We start from the raw sequence: 21,644 nt of genomic DNA, 5'->3' as shown, positions 1-21,644 counted from the left end.
CAGCCTTCGCGCGGCGGCTTACTTCTTCTTCACGGCGACCGGCGACTTGGCCGCGCCCGGCAGCTTCATCGCCGCGGCCTGTGCCGGAAGGTATTTGGCGATGATCGCCGGATCGACCTGGGCCATCGCCGTATCCGGCAGCCGGTTCCAGATCTCATCCTTGCCGAACAGCGAGATGCCGAGATAGCCGCGCATGGTGAGCGACTGGCCGTCGGCGCTCAGCGTCATCTTGGCATGATAGATCTTGCCGTCGCGCGGATCGAGCACGTTGCCGTCCTCATACTTCAATCCATCGCGCTTCATGTCGCGGATGAAGGAAATGCCGAGCACCGGCGCGTCCTTGCGATCGTCGGTGCATTTGGTGCAGAGATCGATCACATTGGGGTCTTCGCCGGGCAGCAGGAACGTCTTGGCAATCACGCCCTCGAAGATGCCGTCGTGATCGACCACGAGGAACCAGGCCACGGGCTTGCCGTCCTCGATCTTCTGCCACAGTCCCGCGGCCGACGGCTCAGCGGCGCGCAGCGGAGACAGCACGGCGGATAGCAGCGCGAGAGCTGTTATCAACGGGAGCGCCAGCCGAAATCTGGGGATCGCAGTCCACATCGTCACCACCTGATCAATCCACAAAACAATGACCCCAGACTAAGGCCATTTCGCGGATGGTTCCAGTGCCGCGGCCCGGTCTTCGGGCCCGCAAGGTGGCCAACACCGCCATAAAAGTGACGCAAGAAAAATCGAATCGCCCCCGTCAGTTGACCCCGAGCTTCTTCTGCAGGCTCGACGACGACGTCGTGTACTGGAACACCAGCCGCTTGTCCGGATACACGTAACGGTACGCCTTCTGGGCCATCAGCGCGCCCTCGTGGAAGCCGCACAGGATCAGCTTGAGCTTGCCGGGATAGGTGTTGATGTCACCGATCGCAAAAATCCCGGGCACGCTGGTTTCGAAGGCCGAGGTCTCGACCGGGACCAGACTGTTCTCCAGCGCAATGCCCCAGTTCGCGACCGGCCCGAGCTTCATGGTCAGCCCGAAGAACGGCAGCAGGGTATCGCAGGAGACCTTCGAGACGCTGTTGTCGTTGCCCTTGACGGTGGCGCCGGTAAGCTGGCCCGCCTCGCCCTCGAGGCCGGTGACCTGGCCGATTTTCAGATCGAGTTTTCCGGCGGCCACCAGCGCGCGCATCTGCTCGACGCTGTGGGGAGCTGCGCGGAAATCGTCGCGTCGGTGCAAAAGCGTGACGCGCCTGGCGAGCGGATGCAAATTGAGCGTCCAGTCGAGCGCGGAATCGCCGCCGCCGACGATCAGCAGATCCTTGCCGCGGAACTGCTCCATCTTGCGCACGGAATAAAATACCGAACTGCCTTCATAGGCCTCGATCCCCGGCACCGGCGGGCGCTTCGGCTGGAACGAGCCGCCGCCGGCGGAGATCACCACCACCTTGCACTCGAAAACCTGGCCGGCATCGGTGGTGACGCGAAAGGCGGGCTCGCCGATCTTCTCGATCTTCTCCACCATCTCGTTGAGATGGAAGGTCGGGTTGAACGGTTTGATCTGCTCCATCAGCGCCTCGGTGAGGCCGTGGCCGGTGACGTAGGGGACGCCGGGAATGTCGTAGATCGGTTTCTCCGGATAGAGCTCGGCGCACTGGCCGCCGATCTTGTCGAGAATATCGACCAGATGCGCCTTCATATCGAGCAGCCCCAGTTCGAAAACGGCAAACAGTCCGCAGGGGCCCGCGCCAATGATCAGCACGTCGGTTTTGATCGCTTCGCTCATATCGCTTCTTTTCGGGTTGAACAGCCGGCAGGTCGCTTTGGCTGCGCCTGTCTAGCCAAGGCGGCGGGCTGAGGAAAGCCATAATATGAGGCCAGGGGCGGCGGCAACCCCTTGCCGCCATTCGACAACTGCGCTGTAAGGACATCACAGTGGAGAGTAAGCCCCGTGAATGCACCCGCCCGCCTCGATGCCACGCCGCGCCTGGAGGATTTTCCCTACCGGCTGACCGACAATGTGCGCTTTGCCGATCTCGATCCCAATCAGCACGTCAACAACGCGGTTTACGCGACCTATTTCGAGACCGGCCGGGTGACGCTGATGAAGGACCGCAGCTACGGGCTGATGCCTGCGGGGCTGGCCTGGATGATGGTGCGGCTCGACATGCATTTCCGCGCCGAGCTGCGCTGGCCCGGCACCATCGAGATGGGACTCGGGCTTTCGAAATTCGGCCGCACCTCGGTGACCTTCGATCAGGTCGTGTTCTCGGAAGGAATATGCGTCGCCTCGGCGCAATCGGTGTCGGTGCTGATCGACGAAGCCACCCGCAAGCCGACGCCGCTGACGCAAGAGATCGTCAGGGCCTTCCAGCCCTGGCTGCGCCGCGGCGTGGAGATCGCGCAGCCGAAGTTTTAAAGCGTTCTCGAAGCCACCTCGCCCCGCTTGCGGGGAGAGGTCGGCGCGAAGCGCCGGGTGAGGGGGAGCCTCCGCGAGTCCGACTCGTTGAGAGAGCCCCTCACCCCAACCCTCTCCCCGCAAGAGCGGGGCGAGGGAGAACAATCTAGGCCTGCCGCTCCGGGGTCGAGACCACCAGGCCGTCGAGTGCGTCGCTGACCTTGATCTGGCATGACAGCCGCGAATTCGGCCGCACGTCGAAGCCGAAATCCAGCATGTCCTCTTCCATCGGCGAGGGCGGACCGACCTTCTCGCGCCAGGCTTCGTCGACATAGACATGGCAGGTGGCGCAGGCGCAGGCCCCGCCGCATTCGGCCTCGATGCCGGGAACGGCGTTGCGAATGGCCGCTTCCATCACGGTGGCGCCGTTCTCGACGTCGATGGTTCGGGTTTCGCCGGTATGGTCGACAAAGCTGATCTTGGCCATTTTTGCTCGTACTGCCGGATAAGGGGGTCCGGCTGTCCTATAACGGGTCGATCCGCGCAGCGCTAGCGGTGGGGGCAAAAACCTGCGGCGCGGTTTGCCGCCGGCCACGAGGCTCGGGGATCAGGACCGGCGCAGGATCGCAGAGATCGCGGAACGGGCCTGCGCGACCTCGTCGTCGAGCTCGACGAGCGCCTCGGCCGGATCGCCGCCTTTTGCGACCAGCGCCTCGAGACGGGCGGCAGCCTCGGCGACGCGAAACGCGCCGATGGCCCGCGCCGAACCCTTCAGCGTATGCGCCAGCGCCGGTGCATCGTCGGGCAGGCTCGAAAGCTTGCCGATCAGCCCAACCGATTGCGCCGAAAACATCGCCAGCACCTCGCGCTCGAGGCCGGCATCGCCCAGCGTCATGCGCGCGAGATGGTCGATATCGATCGGACCGTCATCGGGGGCGAGCGGCGGCGATGGCATCCAGTCAATCCGTTCCACATGAAGCGGCATGGCGATAATCCACTCCTCGCCCGGCCGGCCCGGCCGCGAAGTTTCAGCCAGCCAATCATGAAAAGGGTTAACGAAACGTTTTCGCCGACTGACAGGTTCGGCGCCGCAAGTTCGCCTTGTTTTCGGCGAAGAGTTGACCCAATTGTCCGGGGACGAACGAGATTTTTGTGGAACAGTAAGACCTTACGGCGCAGTGCTGTTAACGATGATTAAGATTGTATTAATCGCGGGCATTTCATTCGCGTCGCCTTGCCCATAGGATGTTTCCGGGTGGCAACGGACAAGCCCGGCCGCTGGGAGCGCCTGCGCGACCGGCGCAGGGCATGTGCCCTGCTTCAGGCTTGGCGAGGGCGCTCGCGCAAGATTTTCGGGGATGCGTACAAGTAACACGAGGGCTCAGGCTGAACATGGCGAACAATCCCAAAAAGGTCAAAGACCCTACTGAAGTCGCGCTTTCTGCCATTCAGGAAGCCCTCAACATCGGCGACGGTCCGATCTCGGACAACGCGCGCGGCTCGGTGCGCGGCGATGTGACGCCGCCGGCTTCGTCCTCGACGACGACCTATAACGAGCCCGCATTTAACGAGCCCGCATTCGATACCCGCCCGAGCGCCGACCGGCCGATCTTCGAGCCGATCGAAGAGCCGCGCTCGACGCGGCGCGCCGCCAATGACGACCGCGAAACCATCGGGCAGATTCTGCAGGCGATCCAGAAGGGCCGTCCCGCCCGCGGCATGTTCACGATCGCGACCGTCGTCACCGTCGTCTGGATCGCGATCTGCGGGTTGCTGAGCTTCACCTTCATGTCCTCGCTGCAGTCCGCGGTGGGTCAGAGCGGCGGCCTGTTGGTGCTGGCCGGCCTCGTCGCGTTGTTCTTCGCACCGGTGATGCTGTTTTATTTCCTCGCCAGCCTTGCCTGGCGCGGCCAGGAAATGCGCATGATCGCGCAGTCGATGGCGCAGGTTGCGATCCGTTTCTCCGAACCGGAGGGTGCGGCAAGCGACTCGATGGTCACCGTCGGTCAGGCGATCCGCCGCGAGGTCGCGGCGATGGGCGACGGCGTCGAGCGCGCGATCGCGCGCGCCGGCGAACTGGAAACGCTGGTTGCCAACGAAGTCTCGGCGCTGGAGCGCGCCTATAGCGACAACGAGGTGCGCATCCGCGCGCTGCTGCAGGACATCGCCCACCAGCGCGACAATCTGGTCGGCCAGGCCGAACAGGTCCGCAGCGCCATTTCCGGCGTGCAGATCGACCTGCGCCACGATATCGCGCTGATCTCGGATGCGATCGCCTCGCGCGTCGACGAAGTCGCCAAGAGCATCACCGGCGCGCTGGAAGAACGCGGCGCCCACATCACTGGCGCGCTCAGCAATGCCGGCGACAACATGATTCTTGCGCTCGGCGAGCGCGGCGGCGACCTGCTCGATCGCCTCGAGGAAGCCAGTGCCGAGACCACCCGCGCGGTGCTCGACGCCTCCGAACGCCTCACCACCAGCCTCAATTTCAAGACCGGGCACGTCCATGACGAGTTCGTCGATCTGGCCGACCGCGTCCACGAAATGCTGAACGAGCGCATCGACCGCATCACCAACGAGTTCGAGCAGCGCTCTTCCACCATTGTCGACGGCATCTCCGACCGCACCGAGCAGGTCCACGATTCCTTGAAGAATTCCTCCGACTCGCTGTTGCTCGAGCTCGAACTGCGCTCGGGCGATCTCGTCAACAAGATCGACGAGGCCGGCAATCGGCTGGCGACCCGCATCCTGACCTCCGGCGACAAGGCCAGCGAAGCGCTCGACGTCACCGTGAACTCGCTGGTGGCCAAGGTGGTCACCCAGACCGAGACCGCCCACGACTCGCTTTCGCTGCAGATGAGCGCGTTCGACGAGCTGGTGAGGGACCAGGGCGGCGAACTGGCGGAGAAATTCGCCCGCGACAGCGGCACCCTCGGCGCCCTGATCACCCGCCACATCTCGGAATTCGACCGCACCGTGAAGACTTTCGGCGGCGAGATCGTCGAGCGCATGGGAAGCCGCACCCAGGATATCGCCGACACCCTGAAGAACTATGTCGATAATTTCGACACCCGCCTGAGCTCGAACGGCGGCCAGATCACCGCGTCGCTGGACCAGCGCCTGCTGCAGTTCGAAACCACGCTCGGGACCAGCGTGGCCCATCTCGACACCTCGCTCGACAGCCGCATCAAGGCCTTCGACGAGACCGTCGACGGCCGCCTCAAATCGCTGGAAGACACCTTTGACACGAGAGCGACGTCGGTGACCGAGACCATCGACGGCCGTCTCAAATCGCTGGAACAGACTTTCGACACCCGCGCCAAGTCGGTGACCGAAACCATCGACACCAGGCTCGGCTCGCTGTCCTCGTCGCTGACCGAGGGCGCGGCGCAAGCGATCCACGCCATCGACTCGCGCCTCACCCTGCTCACTTCCTCGCTGACCGGCGGCACCGCGCAGGCGATCCAGTCGATCGACTCCCGGCTCACCCACCTCACCACCTCGCTGACCTCGGGCACGACCCAGGCCGTCGACGCCCTCGACCAGCGCATCACCAGCGTCACCCAGACCATCGACGGCCGCAGCACCGGGCTCACCGACACCATCACGGCGCGATTCCAGGAAATCCACCAGGGCATCGAAACCCGGGTCGGCGCGGTCGCCGCCGATATCGACATGCGCATCGCCCAGTTCGAGGACCTCCTGGGTTCGCGCGTCGAAGCCGTGGCCGGCCGCATCGAGAGCAGCGGGCGGCAGGCCAGCGACGGCCTGATGACGCGCGCCGAGGAATTGTCCGCCAGCATCCGCTCCCATGTCGAGGACGCGGAGCGCTCGCTCACCAACCTGGTGGTCAACACCAGCGAGACCATCCAGACCGGCGCCCGCGCCGCCCAGCAGTCGCTGTTGACGGTTTCCTCCGACGTCGGCGCGCAGCTGAAGCTGACCTCGGCGGAAGTCGAGCGCGCGCTGACCGCGGTCGGCAGCGGCGCCGCCAGCTCGATCCTGACCAGCGCCCGCGACGCGCAATCGACTTTGGTGACGGCCTCGACCGACGCCGCCAACCAGATCAAGACGCTGTCCGGCGACGTCGAGCGCACGCTCTCGGCTGCCGGCAACGCCGCCGCAGCCTCGGTGCTGAGCGGCGCCCGCGAGGTCCAGACCACGCTGGTCAACGCATCCTCGGATGCCGCCAACCACGTCAAGTCGCTCACGGCCGACGTGCAGCGCTCGCTGTCGATCGCCGGCAGCTCGACCGCCGAGTCGATCGTCGCCAGCGCACGCGAAGCCCAGAGCACGCTGCTCACGGCATCGAGCGATGCCGCAAGCCAGGTCAAGTCGCTGTCGGGCGATGTCGAACGCACGCTCTCGGCCGCCGGCAACGCCACCGCCGCCTCCATCCTGGCCGGCGCGCGGGAAGTGCAGACCACGCTCGTGAACGCCTCCTCGGATGCCGCCAATCACGTCAAGTCGCTCGCCGTCGACGTCGAGCGCTCGCTGTCGATCGCCGGAACCTCCACTGCCGAGACGATCACCGCCAGCGCCCGCGAGGCCCAGACCACGCTGGTCAACGCCTCGTCGGACGCCGCCAATCACGTCAAGTCGCTGGCAGCAGATGTCGAGCGCACGCTGACTTCGGTCGGTGCCGATACCGCCGCTTCGATTCTCAGCAGCGCGCGCGAAGCGCAAGGTTCGCTGCAGGCGACCTCGGCCGACGCCGCGAGCCAGATCAAGACGATCTCGACCGAGATCGAGCGGTCGCTGTCGGCGGTCACCGCCAGTACCACCGACAACATCCAGACCAGCGCCCTGAACGCGCAGAGCGCGCTGGTCGCCGCGTCGAACGAGGTCTCCTCCAGGGTCAAGTCGACCTCGGCGGAAGTCGAGCGCTCGGTGCTCGCCGCCTCGGGCGCGTTCGGCTCGACCATGACCGGCAAGGCCGACGAGATCGTCACCTATGTCCAGCAGCAGACCGATCGGCTGTCGCAGATGATCGACGGCAAGCGCGGTTCGCTGGTCGAGGCGATCGGTTCCAAGACCAACCAGCTCACGGTCGACGTCGACCGCGTCACCTCGGACGCCTTGCGGGCGATCGAGACCAGGGGCCAGACCTTCTCGCAGTCGATGCTGAGCCACGGCACCGAGGTCGCGCGCACCATCACCTCCGCCGGCGAGCTCGCCACCAGCGCCGTCAACAAGTCGCTGAAGGAACTGGAGCAGTCCTCGCGCTCGGCGATCGACCAGTCGCGCCAGGTCTCGATCGCGGCCGTCACCGAGATGCAGGAAACCAGCAAGATCCTGCGTACCGACACGGTCGCCCTGTTCGAGCGGCTGCGCGAAGGCAACATCCTGCTGCAGGAAGTGCTGACCGGGGCGCATGACAACCTCAATTCGCTGGAGCGCGCGCTGGTCACACGGGTGGCCGACTTCGTCTCCGCGATGAACGACGTCACCTCGCGCAACGGGGCCGCCACGCAAACGCTGGAGGACCAGCTCGGCGTCTTCAACACCAAGACCTCCAAGGCGCTTGCCGATCTCGGCTCGCTGTCCAGCCAGTTCGAACATCACGGCCAGGCGCTGGTCGAGGCCGCGGCCGTGGTCGAGCAAAGCAACCGCAGCACCACCACCTCCGTCGCCGAACGCAAGGCGATGCTGGAATCGCTGGTCACCACCATCGACCTGCGCACCACCGATCTTGACCAGCGGCTGTCGCGCTTCACCAGCCTGCTGGATGAATCGCTGGCCGCGGCCGAAGAGCGCGCCCGCGACATCGCCCGCGTGGTGGCGGAAACCGCCGGCGCCGGCTCGGCCGCGATCAGCCGCCAGTTCGAGGCGGTGCGCGATAACGCCGAAGAGGAACGCCGGCTCACCGCGCAGACCATGAGCGCAATCTACCAGCAGAGCACCCAGGAAGCCGATGCGATGTTCAAGCAGTCGGCGGAGAGGTTCTCCAGCATGGTGGCGGGCATGAAGCAGATGGCCGCCGAGATGCAGCAGGAACTCGAGGCCACCCGCAACGAGCTGCGCCGCGGCGTGCTGGAAATGCCGCAGGAAGCCGCCGAGAGCACCGCGCAGATGCGGAAAGTCATCGTCGACCAGATCGAGGCGCTGGCGGAACTGAACCGCATCGTCGCCCATCATGGCCGCGGCCTCGACGTCGTGAGCTCCGGGCGCGAAAGCCGGCCGCGCGAGGAAGAGCCTGCCCTGATGGCCGCCGGCGGCGGCCGCGGTGGAGCTGCGCCGCGCATGCGCGATGCCGGCAGCGCGTCGACCTTGCCGCCGCCCGACCTCGGCATGCCCGCCTCGCGCCGCACCGAAGCGCCGCCGGTCTCGCCGGCAAGCTCCGACCAGGGACGCGACGGCTGGCTCTCCGACCTGCTCAGCCGCACCGATGGCGGCGGCAATCGCGAGGCCCCGCCCCCGCGCGGCCGCCCGCCGCAGCAGGGCACGGGCGGCAATCCGCTGGAATCGCTGTCGCTCGACATCGGCCGCCTGATGGACCGCAACCTCGCCGCCGAAATGTGGGACCGGTATCAGCGCGGCGAGAGCAAGGCTTTCACCAAGCGGCTCTACACGCCGGCGGGACAAAAGGCCTTCGACGAGGTCGCCCGCAAATACCGCTCCGACCGCGCCTTCAAGCAGACGGTCGACCGCTATATCGCCGAGTTCGAGCGCCTGCTCGACGAAGTCGCCCGCGACGAGCGCGGACCGGCCGTGCTGCGCGGGCATCTGACTTCGGAGACCGGACTGGTCTACACGCTGCTCGCACATGCGGCGGGACGGTTGGGGTAAGGGTTTTGCACATCGCGTGACAAAGCAAACGGAGGCAGCAATGCCTCCGTTTTTGTTTTTGGCGTGCAGCGCGTGCTTGCAAAAGCGCAAAATCTGGATATATATCTGGATATAATTTAGCTGAAAGCCGGCCATGGGTGATACTGCACAAAAGCGAGCACTGCGGAATTATCGGACCCGGCTGGTCAAGCGCGGCATGGCACGATTTGAAGTTCTCGGCCTCGATGCCGACCGTGACCTCATCAGATCCCTGGCAAAGCGGCTTGCAGAGGACGACCCCGAGGCGGCACGGATTCGAGCAGCGGTAAGTCAAACCATTGCCGCTGAAGCTCCCAAGAAGGGCGGCATCCTCGCGGCGTTGCGTCGCTCACCGCTGGTCGGGGCCGACATCAATCTGGCTCGTTCGCGTGAACCTGGCCGCAAGGTCGACCTGTGACGCGCTATCTCCTCGACACCAACATCATCAGCAACGTCATAAAGCCCAACCCATCCACCACCCTTCTCGCATGGATGGCGGAACAGGCTGACACTGACCTGTTCATCTCAGCGCTGACCATTGCAGAAATACGGCGGGGCTTGCTGGAAAAGCCCGCCGGAAGAAAACGCGCTTTGCTGGAGGCCTGGTTTAACGGTCCGGAAGGACCGCAGGCGCTCTTCCCTGGTCGAGTGCTCCCGTTCGACGAGAAGGCGGCCCTCATTTGGGCTCGGCTGATGGCTGACGGCACAGCCAAGGGACGGCCCCGAAGCGCGCTCGACATGATGATTGCCGCGGTCGCCGAGGTCAACGAATGCGTCATCGCAACCGATAATGAGAAGGATTTTATAGGACTGAAGTTCGTCAATCCACTTCGCGGCAGCAGAGCGGATTAGCCAGCCAATCAAGCCGCATGCTTTGTGGGACGCGCGTCGTGTCCCTACGGCCGCTTCTTCTCGCCCGCGGGCGGCGGGGCGGCGACCGGCTTGGGCGCCTCGCCCTGCGCCGGTTGCGCGTTGTTGCTGGCGCCGAACAGCACGCGGGTCGGGTTGCGGTCGAAATTGTTCACGGCGCGGCTGATGTCGCCGAGCGTCTTGCGGCCGTCGGTCATCAGGGCGCCAGAGCGCTTGTCGAAATCCTCCGCCAGTTCGCGGATCGATTTCACCGCCAGGAACAGCTCGCCGCCCTCCTTGCCGCCGGCCAGCGTGTTGAGCCCGAGCATCAGATTGTCGGCCTTGCCCATCACGCCGTCGACCTTGGCCATGACGTCGTCGATCTTCTCGGAATTGCGCGCCAGCGAGTTGGTGAAGGTTTCCAGATTATGCAGCGAGTTCTTCACCGCCTGCTGGTTGTCGGCGACCACCCGGTTGATGTTCTGTAGCGTGCCCCGGATCGCTTCGGTGACGTCCTGCAGCGCGTTCGGGTCGGCGGTCAGCGTCGGCACGCCGTCCTCGTCGAGCGGCACCGGGGGCGCTGCCTCCTCGCCGCCCTTCAGCGAGATCGCGGCAACCCCCGTCAACCCCTGGAATTCGAGGCCGACGAGGGTGTCCTTGCGGAGCGGGGTGTTGTTCTCGACCATCGCGAGCGCGACAACGCGACGCGGGTTGTCGAGTTTGACGGAGATCACTTCCCCTACCCTGATACCGTTAAAATTGACGCTGCCGCCATTGCGCAGGCCCGCGGCCGGGCCCTCGAACACGATTCGCAAGGGACTGCGCGCCTTGGTGGTGTGGAGCGACTGGAACCAGAGCACAAAGCCGAACGCGGCCGCGATCACCGCCAGGGTGAACGCTCCGATCAGCACGAAGTTCGCGCGCGTTTCCATCGACTCAAAAACTCCGCTACTAGGCTCTCATCCAGCTGCGCTGAATGAGTGCCGTCGAATCACTCTCTTTGCGCATGATCTCCCCCGAAAACCGGTACCCACTTTTCGGGATCATGCGCTAACCCATCACCGCGCGGGCACGCTTGCCGTGGAAATAGGCCCTCAACCAGGGATGCTGCGAGGCCTGCATGTCGGCCATCGATCCTGCGGCAATGATCTTACCGTTCCCTAAAACGGCGATACGATCGCAAGCGGTATAAAGGCTGTCGAGATCGTGGGTTACCATGAAAACGGTCAGCCCCAAAGTGCGCTGCAGGGTCCGGACCAGTTCGTCGAAGTCGCCGGCGCCGATCGGGTCGAGGCCCGAGGTCGGCTCGTCCAGGAACACCAGCTCCGGATCGAGCGCCAGCGCGCGCGCCAGCGCCACGCGCTTGATCATGCCGCCTGAGAGCTCGGAGGGGAAACGGTCGGCCACCTCGGGCTTGAGCCCGACCATGCCGAGTTTCGCCTCCGTGATCTCGTCGAGCAGCCTCTGGGTGACGTTGAGATATTCGCGCACCGGGAACTGGATGTTCTGGCGCACCGTCAGCGAGGAGAACAGCGCGCCCTGCTGGAACAGGATGCCCCAGCGCCGCTCGACCCCGCGCCGCTCGGCGGAGCTCGCAGCATCGAGATCGATGCCGAACACCTCGATGCGTCCGCTTGTCTTCGGCACCAGCCCGATGATGGTGCGCGTCAGCACCGACTTGCCGGCGCCGGAGGGGCCGACGAAGCCCAGGATCTCGCCGCGCTTGACGTCGAGATTGAGCCCGTCGAGCACCTTGGTCGAGCCGAACTGCACCGAAATATCGCGGACCCGGATGATGGCGTTCTGGATTTCGGGAGCCATCGTCAAATCCCGATCGAGGCGAAGAAGATCGCGAACACGCCGTCCATCACGATGACGAAGAAGATGCCCTGCACCACCGAGGACGTGGTGTGCTGTCCGAGCGATTCGGCGGAGCCCTCGACCGCCAGCCCCTCGACGCAGGCGACGATCCCGATCACGGCCGCCATGACAGGCGCCTTGACGATGCCGACGGTGAAGTGATCGATCGAGATCGCGTCGCGCAGCCGCAGCATGAACGCCTCGGGATCGATGCCGCCATAGCCCCACGCCACCAGCCCGCCGCCCACCAGCGCCGCCATGGCGCCGAGAAAGGCCAGGATCGGCAGCGCCAGCACCAGCGCCAAGAGCCGCGGCAGGATCAGAACCTCGATCGGATCGAACCCCATGGTGCGCAGCGCGTCGATCTCCTCGCGCATCTTCATCGAGCCGAGTTCGGCGGTGTAGGCGCTCCCGGAACGGCCCGCCACCATGATCGCCACCAAGAGCACGCCGATCTCGCGCAACACCAGCACGCCCAGCATGTCGACCACGAAGATGTCGGCGCCGAACTGGCGGAAATGAAAAATGCCCTGCTGCGAGATGATGCAGCCGATCAGGAACGTGATCAGCACGATGATCGGCACCGCCCGCCAGCACACCTGCTCCAGATGATGCACCGTCGAGGTCAGGCGGAATCCCTTCGGGCGGATCAGCACCCGGCCGCTGGCGACCAGGACCGCGCCCAGCATGTCGACCAGACCGACGAGGGTGGTGCCGAAGCCGGCCACGTTGCGGCCGATCTGATCCAGCATCCCCGTGATCGTCATCGCGGAGGTGCCGACGGCGGGGCTTGCCTTCACCCGGCGGACCTCGTCGACCAGGCTCGAATAATTCGCCGACAGGCCGGCGATCTTGGCCTCCACGCCGCCCTGGGTCAGGCTGCGGCGCAGCCGCTCGATCAGCCAGGCGCCGAAGGTGTCGAGTTTTGCCACTTGCGACACGTCGATGAAGATATTGGGCCGGCTGCCGGCGAGCTTTTCGGCATCCGCCACGATGCGCTCCAGATCGGGAGCAAAGCGCGCGGTCCAGGTGCCCGCGGCGCACAGCGCAAGGCCATTGCCGCGCGCAATCTGCTCCAATGTCGGGTCGCCGTTCACCTGGCCGCCTCCCGCGCCTTGTCTTTGCAATCCCGGATAAGTCCCGCCACCCGCCGCCCGCCTTGTAGAGCACGCCCCCAACCAGTCATACTTGGTTGTGCCTCCCAAGCATACGGTTCAAAAATTGCCAGACATTAAAACGACTTCCAGCCAGACCTTGAAATGACATCAAGCCAGATGACCGGCCGGTTGCCAATGCTTGTCGCCCGCATCGAGCGCTGGCCGATCGCGGGCGCCTTCACCATCAGCCGGGGCGCCAAGACCGAGGCCGTGACGGTGGTGGCCGAGATCAGCCGGGGCGGGCATGCCGGGCGTGGCGAATGCGTGCCCTATCCGCGCTATGGCGAGACGGTGGAAGCCACGCTGGCCGCCATCGAGGCCATGCGGGAGCCGTTCGCAGGGGGGCTCGACCGGGAAGGCCTGCAAGCCCTGATGCCGCCCGGAGCCGCCCGCAACGCGCTGGATTGCGCGCTGCTGGCCCTCGAGGCCAAGACCGCGGGCCAGCGGGCCTGGGACCTGCTCGGACGCCCCGCGCCCGCCCCGTGCGTCACCGCCTACACGATCTCGCTGGGGACGCCGGAGGCGATGGCGGCGGCGACCGCCAGGGTGGCGCAGCGCGGGCTGCTGAAGATCAAGCTCGGCGGCGACGGCGACGGGATGCGGATCGCCGCGGTGCGGGCGGCCGCGCCCGAGTGCGAACTGATCGTCGATGCCAACGAGGCCTGGACGGCGGACAATCTCGAACCAAACCTTGCCGCCTGCGCGGCCGCCGGCGTCACCCTGGTCGAGCAGCCGCTTCCCGCCGGAAAGGACGAAGCGCTGGCGCAGATCCGCAGGCCGATCGCGGTCTGCGCCGACGAGAGTGTGCACGACCGCAAATCGCTTGCCGGCCTGCGCGACCGCTACGATGCCGTCAACATCAAGCTCGACAAGACAGGCGGGCTGACGGAAGCGATGGCGATGGCGGACGCCGCACAGGCGCTCGGATTTCAGATCATGGTCGGCTGCATGGTTGCGACCTCGCTGTCGATGGCGCCGGCGATGCTGCTGACGCCGCAGGCGCGTTTTGTCGATCTCGACGGTCCGCTGTTGCTCGTGCGCGACCGCGACGACGGCCTGCGCTACGAAAGCAGCCTGATCTATCCGCCCGAAGCGGCATTGTGGGGATGATCGGTTAGGAGATGCCGCGCCGACCACATCACGAGCGCGCCCGAAAACGCCATCGCCGCCATCACGTAATAGACGCCCTGCCCGTAGCGCGCAAAGACCGCGCCTGACAGGATCGATGTGCTTGATGCGACGATGCCGCTGCAGGCGGCGTAATAGCCCTGCCCCCGCGCCATGGTGTGGGCCGGGACATGGCGCACCAACAGCCCCATGGTACCGACTTGCGTGAGCCCGTAGGTCAGCCCGTGCGCGAGCTGCACCACCGACAGCACCGCGACCGAGGGCTCCTGCGCCGTGATCAGCCAGCGCGCCACCGCGGCAAGGCCGCCGATCACGACCAGCACCGACGGCGGCAGCGCAAATCGCGGCGATAGCGCGAACACCACGATCTCGGCGAGTACGCCGAGCACCCAAAGTCCTGCAATCGTCAGCCCGTCGAGGCCCGCGCCCTGCCAGGTGATGGAGGCAAAGGTGTAATAGGCGGCGTGGCTGCCCTGGATCAGCGCGGCCGCGACGATGACGGCGAGAAAGCCGCGGTTGCGCAGCAGGGCGCCGTCGCCATGCACCGCCACCCCTGACGGCTTCGGATGGTCCAGAGGCTTTAGCCCGAGACCGGCTATGGTGCTCAGCGCTGCTCCTGCGGTAATCGCCCAGATCAGGTGCCGCGGCGCGATCACCTCGACCAGCAGCCCGCAGGCCAGCGCGCCGACCACGAAGGCCGCCGAGCCCCACAGCCGCAGCGGCCCGTAATTGAGGCCGTAGCGCGCCACGCCACGCAGCGCATAGGCGTCCGTCAGCGGCACCATCGGCGTCCACACGCAGGCGGTCGCCGCATAGGCAAGGAATACCAGCGGCGCCAGATGCTGGGTCCCGACCACAGCAAATCCGAGCGCGGTCGCAAACGAGGTGATGATCAGCGCGCCGCGCAGCGACCGGCGCCGCTCGGCAAGCCCGGTGATAACAGGCAGGATCGTGAACCGCGTCACCGCCGGCACCGCCGTGATGATGCCGATCCAGGAGGCGTCGATCCCGATCGCCTTCAGCCAGACCGGGAAAAACGGCAGATGGCTGCCGATCAGCCCGAACGAGGTGCCGTAAAACAGCGCCAGCCGCGTTGCGAATCGCCGCCGCGCAGCCTGAGATGCGATGGGGATTTGTGATTCGGTCGGCATCAAACCAATTGCGATTCGCTTGATATCATGGTGATCGTTAGCGTAACGCGCGCTGATTTGCGCGGTAGAGTTTTGAGAATGGCCGACGAAGCATTTGCCCTGTCTCCGATCTCCGCTCGCGCGAGCCTGCCGAGCGAGGAGGACTATGAGGCGATCAGCCAGGCCTTCATGGAGACCTCGCGCGGCCGCTGGTTCCTCGGCGAATACGCCAAGCGCAACCGCAACGCCGACACCCGCATGGTGCTCGATGCGGTGGAGCGGATCGAACACACCATCGCCGCGCACAAGCGAGAGGCCGCCGACGAGGGTCTCGAGGAGGTATTGGCCGCGATCCGCCGCGCGGTCGACCAGGCGCAGGCCGTCGCTCACTCAGCCGTCGAGGGCCTCGCGCTCGAGGAGAATCTGGCGCCGGTCCGCAAGGGCGCGCGGATCATCCGGGAAATCTCCTGGCGGTGGCGGGAAATCGGCGCCGACGGCCGGATCTGCGATCTGCTGGATTCGCAGGTCGGCGCCATCGAAGCCGCCTGCGGGCAAATCGCCTCACACAGCCCGCAAGCGGCGCTAGACGCCGCCTTCGACCTGATCAAGGCTGAAATCAACGCGTTCGGCGATGGCGAGGCGGCAATCCCGCAGGCCACCGAGGCCGTTATCCCGCAAAACTCCAGCGTCGCATCGGAGGAGGCGCCGGCGGAAGCCGTTGCCGCAACGGTCGAGGTTGTAGACGCCGTGACGGAGGCCGCTGATGCAGCGGTTGAGGCCGCCGAGATGCCGCTCGAAGCCGCTGATGCAACGGTTGAAGCGCTGGAAATTCCGGCTGAAGCGGCGAGCGAAACGCTTGAGACCAGCGAGGCTTACGACGAAGCCTTGCTGGACAGGATCGCGCTCGAAATGGCCGCCCCCGATCCCGCTTATGCCGACGACGCCCCTGATGCTGCCGCCGATGAAATCGATGCGCCGCGGCCGGCCGAGCCGATCGTCGTTGCCGCGACGTCTGAGCCGATAGCCGCACAGGAGTCTCCGCCGGTTCAGGCATCGCTTCAACCCGCGCTTGAACCTGCTGTTGAACCTTCCCTTGAACCTTCGCTTGAACCTTCCCTTGGCTCGAGCCTGATCGCCCGGGGCATCCTGCGCAAGCAGGCCTCCTCGACCTCCGATCCGCTGGCGCCGATCCGGCGCATGAGCCAGGCCGAGAAGATCGCGTTCTTCTCGTGAAAAAGCCTGCTCAGGGTTTCCATCACGGCCGATTCCCGGTCCGCGCCAGCCAGGTTCCGGAAAGACAGGCGATGACCAGAAAGGCCAGGATGCCCGTGGCCGCCCAGCCCTCCCAGACGAAATCCGAATCCGCCGCGCCCGAATAATCATCCGGAAACATCCAGCGAAAGAAGCCGGGGGTTACGAAATACAGATAGATCGGCAAACACAATAGCGAGGCCGCCAACGCGCCCAGTGCCGCAATTCGCGGACGGATGAAGGCGAGCACGAGCGCGAAAACAAACAACACGCTGCCCATGAAATGCACGACAAGAAGCGGCCCGGTGACTTCACCGGCAGCGAATTCGGTACCGTCGAGAACGTGCAGGTATCTCCAGGCGACCGCGCAGCCCGTCAGGCAACTAGCCGCCAGCAACAGCTTCCTCGTCATTTGCTGCGTCCTTCGCGGATCGACAGGCCGAGCTGCTGCGAGTTCCGTCACCTCGCCCCGCTTGCGGGGAGAGGTCGAAATTCGCGGGTAGCGAATTTCGGGTGAGGGGGACTCTCCGCGAGTCCCGATGCTGAGAGAGCCCCTCACCCCAACCCTCTCCCCGCGAAGAGCGGGGCGAGGGAGAAACAGTCACGCCACCAGCTTCGCGAACAAATCCGCATCCACATTGCCGCCCGACAGCACGATGACGACGTTCTTGCCACGCGTATCGATCCGCCCGGCGAGCAAGGCGGCGAGCCCCACGGCGCCGCCGGGCTCAACCACAAGCTTCAGTTCCCGATAGGCATAGGCAACTGCGGCGCCGACTTCGGCGTCGGTCGCGGTGACGCCCTGCGCCAGCAGCTTGCTGTTGATCGAGAACGTCATCTCGCCAGGCATTGCCGCCATCAGCGCGTCGCAGATGGTGCGGCTTGCGGCGTGATGGGCTTCGCGATGGCCGGCGCGCAGCGACAGGCCGTGATCGTCGTAGCCGTCGGGCTCCGCCACGATCAGTCTGGCATTGGGAAACCGCGCCTTGATGGCGGTGGCGACGCCGGCGATCAGGCCGCCGCCGGAGGCCGGCGCCACCACGATGTCGGGAGCAAGCCCCAGCGCCGTCATGTCCTCGGCGATTTCGCGGCCCGCGGTGCCCTGGCCCGCGATCACGAAGGGATCGTCATAGGGGCGCACCAGGGTGGCGCCGTGCTTGCTCGCGATGCTACCCGCGATCGCCTCGCGATCCTCGCGGTCGCGATCGTACAGCACGACCTCGGCGCCGTAGGACTTGGTGCGCTCGCGCTTGGACAATGGCGCATCCTTGGGCATCACGATGGTCGCCCGCATGTTGAGGATTTGCGCCGCCGCCGCCACGCCCTGGGCGTGGTTGCCGGAGGAAAAGGCGACCACGCCGCCGCCGCGCTTGGCTTCCGGGATCGACGACAGCTTGTTGAAGGCGCCGCGGAACTTGAACGAGCCGGTCCGCTGCAGCATTTCCGGCTTGAGGAACACCTTGGTTCCTACCCGCTCGTTGAGCACCGGGAATGACAACAGCGGCGTCCGCACCGCGAATGGAGCGACCACCCGCGCCGCCGCGTCGATATCGGCGGCGTCGATGGCCGGATGTGAGGTCGGTTCCGTCATGCCCGCTTGTATCGCGGCAGGGGACGGACCGGCAAGACGCATTCCGGTGAACTCAGGCCGCCAGATGCGGGCCCTCTGCCGCGAATTCCATCACTTCGCCTTCCGGATCGGCGGCCCGAAGGGTCGTGGCGTGCTCGACAAAGGCCCGCGCCGAAGCTTCCCAGCTATGTCCGGCGGCAAATTCCACGCAATCCTGCGGTGAAATCGTCAGCGCCGACAGACACGCCATCTGCAAATCGTCGTCCAGCACGCCGACCGGCGCGTCGCCGATCACGTCGCGAGGACCGGTCACCGGGAAGGCCGCCACCGGCAGCCCGCTGGCGAGCGCTTCCAGCAGCACCAGGCCGAAGGTGTCGGTCTTGCTCGGAAACACGAAGACGTCGGCCGCCGCATAGGCTTCCGCCAGCGCCTCGCCTTGCCGGGAGCCGAGAAAGACGGCCTGCGGATATTTTCGCGAAAGCTGGGCCCGCGCCGGGCCGTCGCCGACGATCACCTTGGTGCCGGGCAGATCGAGCTCGAGAAACGCCTCGAGGTTTTTTTCGACCGCGACGCGGCCGACGCACAAAAACACTGGACGCTTCACGCCGAGATCGGCGGCGCGCGGATGAAACAGTCTTGTGTCGACCCCGCGCGGCCACAGCACCACGTTGCGAAAGCCGCGCGCGCGTAATTCGCTCGCCAGCGCTGGCGTCGCCGCCATCACCGCCTTGCTCGGCCCGTGAAAGGCGCGGAGCATCCTCCAGATCCAGGATTCCGGCACCGGCAGGCGCGCCGAGATGTATTCGGGAAAGCGGGTATGGAAGCTCGTGGTGAAGGGCAAGTCCTGCTGGCGGCAGTAGCGGCGCACCAACAGCCCGATCGGACCCTCGGTGGCGATGTGGATGTTGTCGGGGCGGGCCTGGTCGATCAGCCGGGCGATCTTGGCGCGGTCAGGCAGCGCCAGCCGCAGATCCCGGTAGCTCGGCAGCGCGAAGGTGCGAAACGAGTCGGGCGTAAGAAACCCGACCTCGACGCCAAAGGTTTTGGCCGCTTCCGCCATCATGGTCAGCGTCCGCACCACCCCGTTGACCTGCGGGTGCCATGCGTCGGTCGCAATCAGGATGCGCATCAGGCCGCGCGCGCCGCGACCGGGGACGCCACCAGCGCCGCGCGGCGCAGCGGGTCGGCCCAAAGGATGATCTCGAATTGGCCGTCTTCGTGCTCGACCAGCGCGGTGCAGCTTTCCACCCAGTCGCCGCAATTCATGTAGCGGATGCCGTGCTCGTCGCGGATGGTGGCGTAATGGATGTGGCCGCAGATCACGCCGTCGGCGCCGTGGCGCCGCGCTTCGGCTGCGAGCGTCTGCTCGAAGGCGCCGATATAGTTCACCGCATTCTTGACCTTCAGCTTGGCCCATTGCGACAGCGACCAATACGGCACGCCGAAGGCGCGGCGGAAGAAGTTGACCAGCCGGTTCATCTGGATCGCGAAATCATAGGCCTTGTCGCCGAGATGGGCGAGCCAGCGCGCGTTCTGCACCACGAGATCGAAGATGTCGCCATGGATGACGAGATAGCGCTTGCCGTCGGCGCCGGTATGGATGGTGTTTTCCACGACGTCGATGCCGCCGAAATGGGTGCCGTAATAGTTGCGCAGGAACTCGTCGTGATTGCCGGGAACGTAGATCACCTTGGCGCCCTTGCGCGCCTTGCGCAGCATCTTCTGCACGAAGTCGTTGTGCGATTGCGGCCAGTACCAGTTGGACTGCAGCGCCCAGCCGTCGACGATGTCGCCGACGAGATAGATGGTATCGGCGTCGTGGATGCGGAGGAAGTCGAGCAATCGGTCGGCTTGCGAGCCGCGGGCTCCGAGATGGACATCGGAGATAAACAAAGTGCGAAAGCGCCGTTCCGGCAACTCGTCACTCATAGCGTCATTCCCATGCGCGAGCAGCTAGCCGATTCCCGTGACAGCGCGATGACGAATCGCGCTGCTTCCAGGGAACCGCCGCCGGGAACCGGCCGGCAAGGCGCGAATCAATCAACCGCTTGTCCGGATGATGAAATAGCAGCGCCGTGCGACAGCCGAGCGACAGGGGGCGGGCGGGTGCGGAAGGTAATGCTGCTGCACCCGTCGATCCGCGTTTTCAGGTCCATTTCCCTCTTAAGGGACCTTGATGACGTCTTATTTGTAGCTACAATAATTCGATGAAGATCACGTTCGATCCGGCAAAGCGGGCGAGGACGTCATCACCGTGGGGTTGTTGCGCGGGCGAATGGTGATCGTGGTTTGGACGCCGCGTGGCAACGCGCGACATGTATTTTCGATGAGGAAAGCCAATGACCGTGAAAAAGCGCGCTTTGGGAAGCGACTTGAAGAAGGTTGACCGCCACGTCATTCAGCCGCACGAGTATGACGAGGTGCCGGAACTGACCGAGGAGATGGTCGAGCGCGCCGATCTCTATCGGGGCGGCAAATTAATCCGTCGCGGACGGCCGAAATCCGACGATCCCAAGCAACTGATCACCTTGCGGCTGGATGCTGCCGTGCTCCGCTGGTTTCAGCAGAGCGGCCCCGGCTACCAATCCCGCATCGGCGCCGCGCTGAAATCGCACATGACGAGGAAGAAGGCGGCGGCAAAGACGCCTTCGCGCGGCAAGACGGTGGGAAAGAAGAAGGCGGGTTGAGTTTCCCCTGCACCGAAGAGCGCCGGCGCTCCTCATCCCTCCCCAGCCCTTGGAGAGGCGCCCCCGACCGCCGACGGGCAAATCACTTCCGAAGTGGCCGTGCCATCGCCGACCGGGGCTGTCAAGCCCCGTTCGAAAAAATATTCTTCTTTGCCGAATATTCTGATTATCCTATATTGCTTCCTGTCCCGTCCCAACTATGAGGGGGCGTTTCGCGGTCGTCACTAAACGCGGGGCGGGATGCGGTGGACGCGGATGTGCCTTTGACGAATGGCGCAGACCGCGGACGGCGAAGCCGTGTGGTCCTGGCACCTCGACGCTGGTGTCAAGTTGGCGCTTAGCAGCGCCGGTGACGGTGACCAAAGAGCCCGAGCACCGGGGAGATCACGGAATAAGCCGTAAGCCATTGCGTGGGGAATGCCGGGTGATTCCGGTGTGACCTGACAACACGTGTGCGTTCTACCACTACCCGTTGCACACGTGGCTATCGGGCGCATCGGGCGCCCGGCATTCCCTGCGCCCTTTCTTCCGAGACGGCGGGAAATAAATGGATACCTCGCGCGTAGCTCGCGGCGAGATCGCGGAATCATGCCTTAACGTCATTGCGAGCGCAGCGAAGCAATCCATGGAGCAACAAAGATGGATTGCTTCGCTGCGCTCGCAATGACGGTTCGTCGTCCCGGCGAACGCCGGGACCCATAGCCACCGGCTGTAGTTGTTGCGCGAAGGCCGTCGAACAGCGTCTCCCAACAGAGAGAGCACAGCGTATGGGTCGTAAGTCTCGGGTGCCTCGATCTGCTATGATGGGGGTGA

Annotated in this window: 19 protein-coding genes; 7 read left to right on the top strand and 12 right to left on the bottom strand. The window is 65.3% G+C overall.

The genetic code is table 11. The annotated features are described in order from the left end of the window. Positions 1-18: 18 nt before the first annotated feature. Together VK804_RS22725 and VK804_RS22720 are read right to left on the bottom strand one after the other, a co-directional pair. Positions 19-606 (bottom strand): DUF2147 domain-containing protein, encoded by a 588-nt coding sequence (locus tag VK804_RS22725; protein ID WP_325374401.1) that lies wholly within the window; start codon positions 604-606, stop codon positions 19-21. 145 nt (positions 607-751) lie between these two features. After that, a complete protein-coding gene (locus VK804_RS22720) occupies positions 752-1,780 on the bottom strand; it encodes an NAD(P)/FAD-dependent oxidoreductase (protein WP_325374399.1) in 1,029 nt (342 codons plus the stop codon). Positions 1,781-1,945: 165 nt separating this feature from the next. Here VK804_RS22720 and VK804_RS22715 point away from each other — a divergent pair, with 165 nt between their 5' ends. Beyond that, positions 1,946-2,413, top strand: a complete 468-nt coding sequence (locus VK804_RS22715; RefSeq protein ID WP_325374397.1) for a thioesterase family protein — start codon at positions 1,946-1,948, stop codon at positions 2,411-2,413. Positions 2,414-2,558: 145 nt separating this feature from the next. Here the strand turns inward: VK804_RS22715 and VK804_RS22710 are convergent, their stop codons facing one another. Both VK804_RS22710 and VK804_RS22705 read right to left on the bottom strand, forming a co-directional pair. Next, positions 2,559-2,879: a 2Fe-2S iron-sulfur cluster-binding protein gene (locus tag VK804_RS22710; protein WP_325374395.1), complete on the bottom strand. Its 321-nt coding sequence runs from the start codon at positions 2,877-2,879 to the stop codon at positions 2,559-2,561. 120 nt (positions 2,880-2,999) lie between these two features. Further along, positions 3,000-3,377: an Hpt domain-containing protein gene (locus tag VK804_RS22705; RefSeq protein WP_325374394.1), complete on the bottom strand. Its 378-nt coding sequence runs from the start codon at positions 3,375-3,377 to the stop codon at positions 3,000-3,002. A gap of 407 nt (positions 3,378-3,784) precedes the next feature. On the opposite strand from VK804_RS22705, the gene VK804_RS22700 reads away from it, so the two are divergent. The 3 genes from VK804_RS22700 (at position 3,785) to VK804_RS22690 (ending at position 10,051) form a co-directional block, all read left to right on the top strand. Continuing rightward, positions 3,785-9,181 carry a negative regulator of septation ring formation gene (locus tag VK804_RS22700; RefSeq protein ID WP_325374393.1) on the top strand — a complete coding sequence of 1,799 codons (5,397 nt, stop codon included), beginning with the start codon at positions 3,785-3,787 and terminating at the stop codon, positions 9,179-9,181. A gap of 133 nt (positions 9,182-9,314) precedes the next feature. Continuing rightward, positions 9,315-9,617, top strand: coding sequence for a hypothetical protein (locus VK804_RS22695; RefSeq protein ID WP_325374392.1), 303 nt, complete (start codon positions 9,315-9,317; stop codon positions 9,615-9,617). Further along, the gene (locus tag VK804_RS22690; RefSeq protein ID WP_325374390.1) at positions 9,614-10,051 is read left to right on the top strand and encodes a PIN domain-containing protein; all 438 of its coding nucleotides are present in this window, start codon (positions 9,614-9,616) and stop codon (positions 10,049-10,051) included. The genes VK804_RS22695 and VK804_RS22690 overlap by 4 nt, the downstream gene beginning before the upstream one ends. Before the next feature lie 44 nt (positions 10,052-10,095). Here VK804_RS22690 and VK804_RS22685 read toward each other — a convergent pair whose 3' ends face one another. The 3 genes from VK804_RS22685 to VK804_RS22675 form a co-directional block, all read right to left on the bottom strand. Beyond that, complete coding sequence (locus tag VK804_RS22685; protein ID WP_325374388.1) at positions 10,096-10,980, bottom strand: MlaD family protein; 885 nt, start codon at positions 10,978-10,980, stop codon at positions 10,096-10,098. A gap of 118 nt (positions 10,981-11,098) precedes the next feature. Further along, positions 11,099-11,869: an ABC transporter ATP-binding protein gene (locus VK804_RS22680; protein WP_325374386.1), complete on the bottom strand. Its 771-nt coding sequence runs from the start codon at positions 11,867-11,869 to the stop codon at positions 11,099-11,101. 2 nt (positions 11,870-11,871) lie between these two features. Further along, positions 11,872-13,005: an ABC transporter permease gene (locus tag VK804_RS22675; protein WP_325374384.1), complete on the bottom strand. Its 1,134-nt coding sequence runs from the start codon at positions 13,003-13,005 to the stop codon at positions 11,872-11,874. Positions 13,006-13,167: 162 nt separating this feature from the next. On the opposite strand from VK804_RS22675, the gene dgcA reads away from it, so the two are divergent. After that, positions 13,168-14,175, top strand: coding sequence for an N-acetyl-D-Glu racemase DgcA (gene dgcA / locus VK804_RS22670; RefSeq protein ID WP_325374383.1), 1,008 nt, complete (start codon positions 13,168-13,170; stop codon positions 14,173-14,175). On the opposite strand, the gene VK804_RS22665 is transcribed toward dgcA, so the two are convergent. Next, positions 14,145-15,344, bottom strand: a complete 1,200-nt coding sequence (locus VK804_RS22665) for an MFS transporter (RefSeq protein ID WP_325374381.1) — start codon at positions 15,342-15,344, stop codon at positions 14,145-14,147. The two genes, dgcA and VK804_RS22665, sit on opposite strands and share 31 nt — an antisense overlap. Positions 15,345-15,422: 78 nt before the next feature. On the opposite strand from VK804_RS22665, the gene VK804_RS22660 reads away from it, so the two are divergent. Next, positions 15,423-16,556: a hypothetical protein gene (locus tag VK804_RS22660; RefSeq protein ID WP_325374379.1), complete on the top strand. Its 1,134-nt coding sequence runs from the start codon at positions 15,423-15,425 to the stop codon at positions 16,554-16,556. A 22-nt stretch (positions 16,557-16,578) separates the two neighbouring features. On the opposite strand, the gene VK804_RS22655 is transcribed toward VK804_RS22660, so the two are convergent. From VK804_RS22655 to VK804_RS22640, 4 genes are all read right to left on the bottom strand, one after another. Beyond that, a complete protein-coding gene (locus VK804_RS22655) occupies positions 16,579-16,986 on the bottom strand; it encodes a hypothetical protein (RefSeq protein ID WP_325374378.1) in 408 nt (135 codons plus the stop codon). A 189-nt stretch (positions 16,987-17,175) separates the two neighbouring features. Next, entirely contained in the window at positions 17,176-18,165 is a 990-nt protein-coding gene (locus VK804_RS22650) for a threonine/serine dehydratase (protein ID WP_325374376.1), read from the bottom strand. 52 nt (positions 18,166-18,217) lie between these two features. Next, positions 18,218-19,273, bottom strand: coding sequence for a glycosyltransferase family 1 protein (locus VK804_RS22645; RefSeq protein ID WP_325374374.1), 1,056 nt, complete (start codon positions 19,271-19,273; stop codon positions 18,218-18,220). Continuing rightward, complete coding sequence (locus VK804_RS22640; protein WP_325374371.1) at positions 19,273-20,073, bottom strand: UDP-2,3-diacylglucosamine diphosphatase; 801 nt, start codon at positions 20,071-20,073, stop codon at positions 19,273-19,275. Before VK804_RS22640 ends, VK804_RS22645 begins: the two co-directional genes overlap by 1 nt. 410 nt (positions 20,074-20,483) lie before the next feature. Between VK804_RS22640 and VK804_RS22635 the strand changes: the two genes are divergently transcribed. Further along, on the top strand, positions 20,484-20,831 hold the full coding sequence (locus VK804_RS22635; RefSeq protein WP_325374370.1) for a BrnA antitoxin family protein: 348 nt from the start codon (positions 20,484-20,486) through the stop codon (positions 20,829-20,831). Positions 20,832-21,644 lie beyond the last annotated feature (813 nt).

The sequence above is a fragment of the Bradyrhizobium sp. genome (genome assembly GCF_035484855.1).
GTDB lineage: Bacteria > Pseudomonadota > Alphaproteobacteria > Rhizobiales > Xanthobacteraceae > Bradyrhizobium.
Note: the sequence above shows the minus strand (reverse complement) of the source record. Positions and strands in the feature narration are given on the sequence as shown.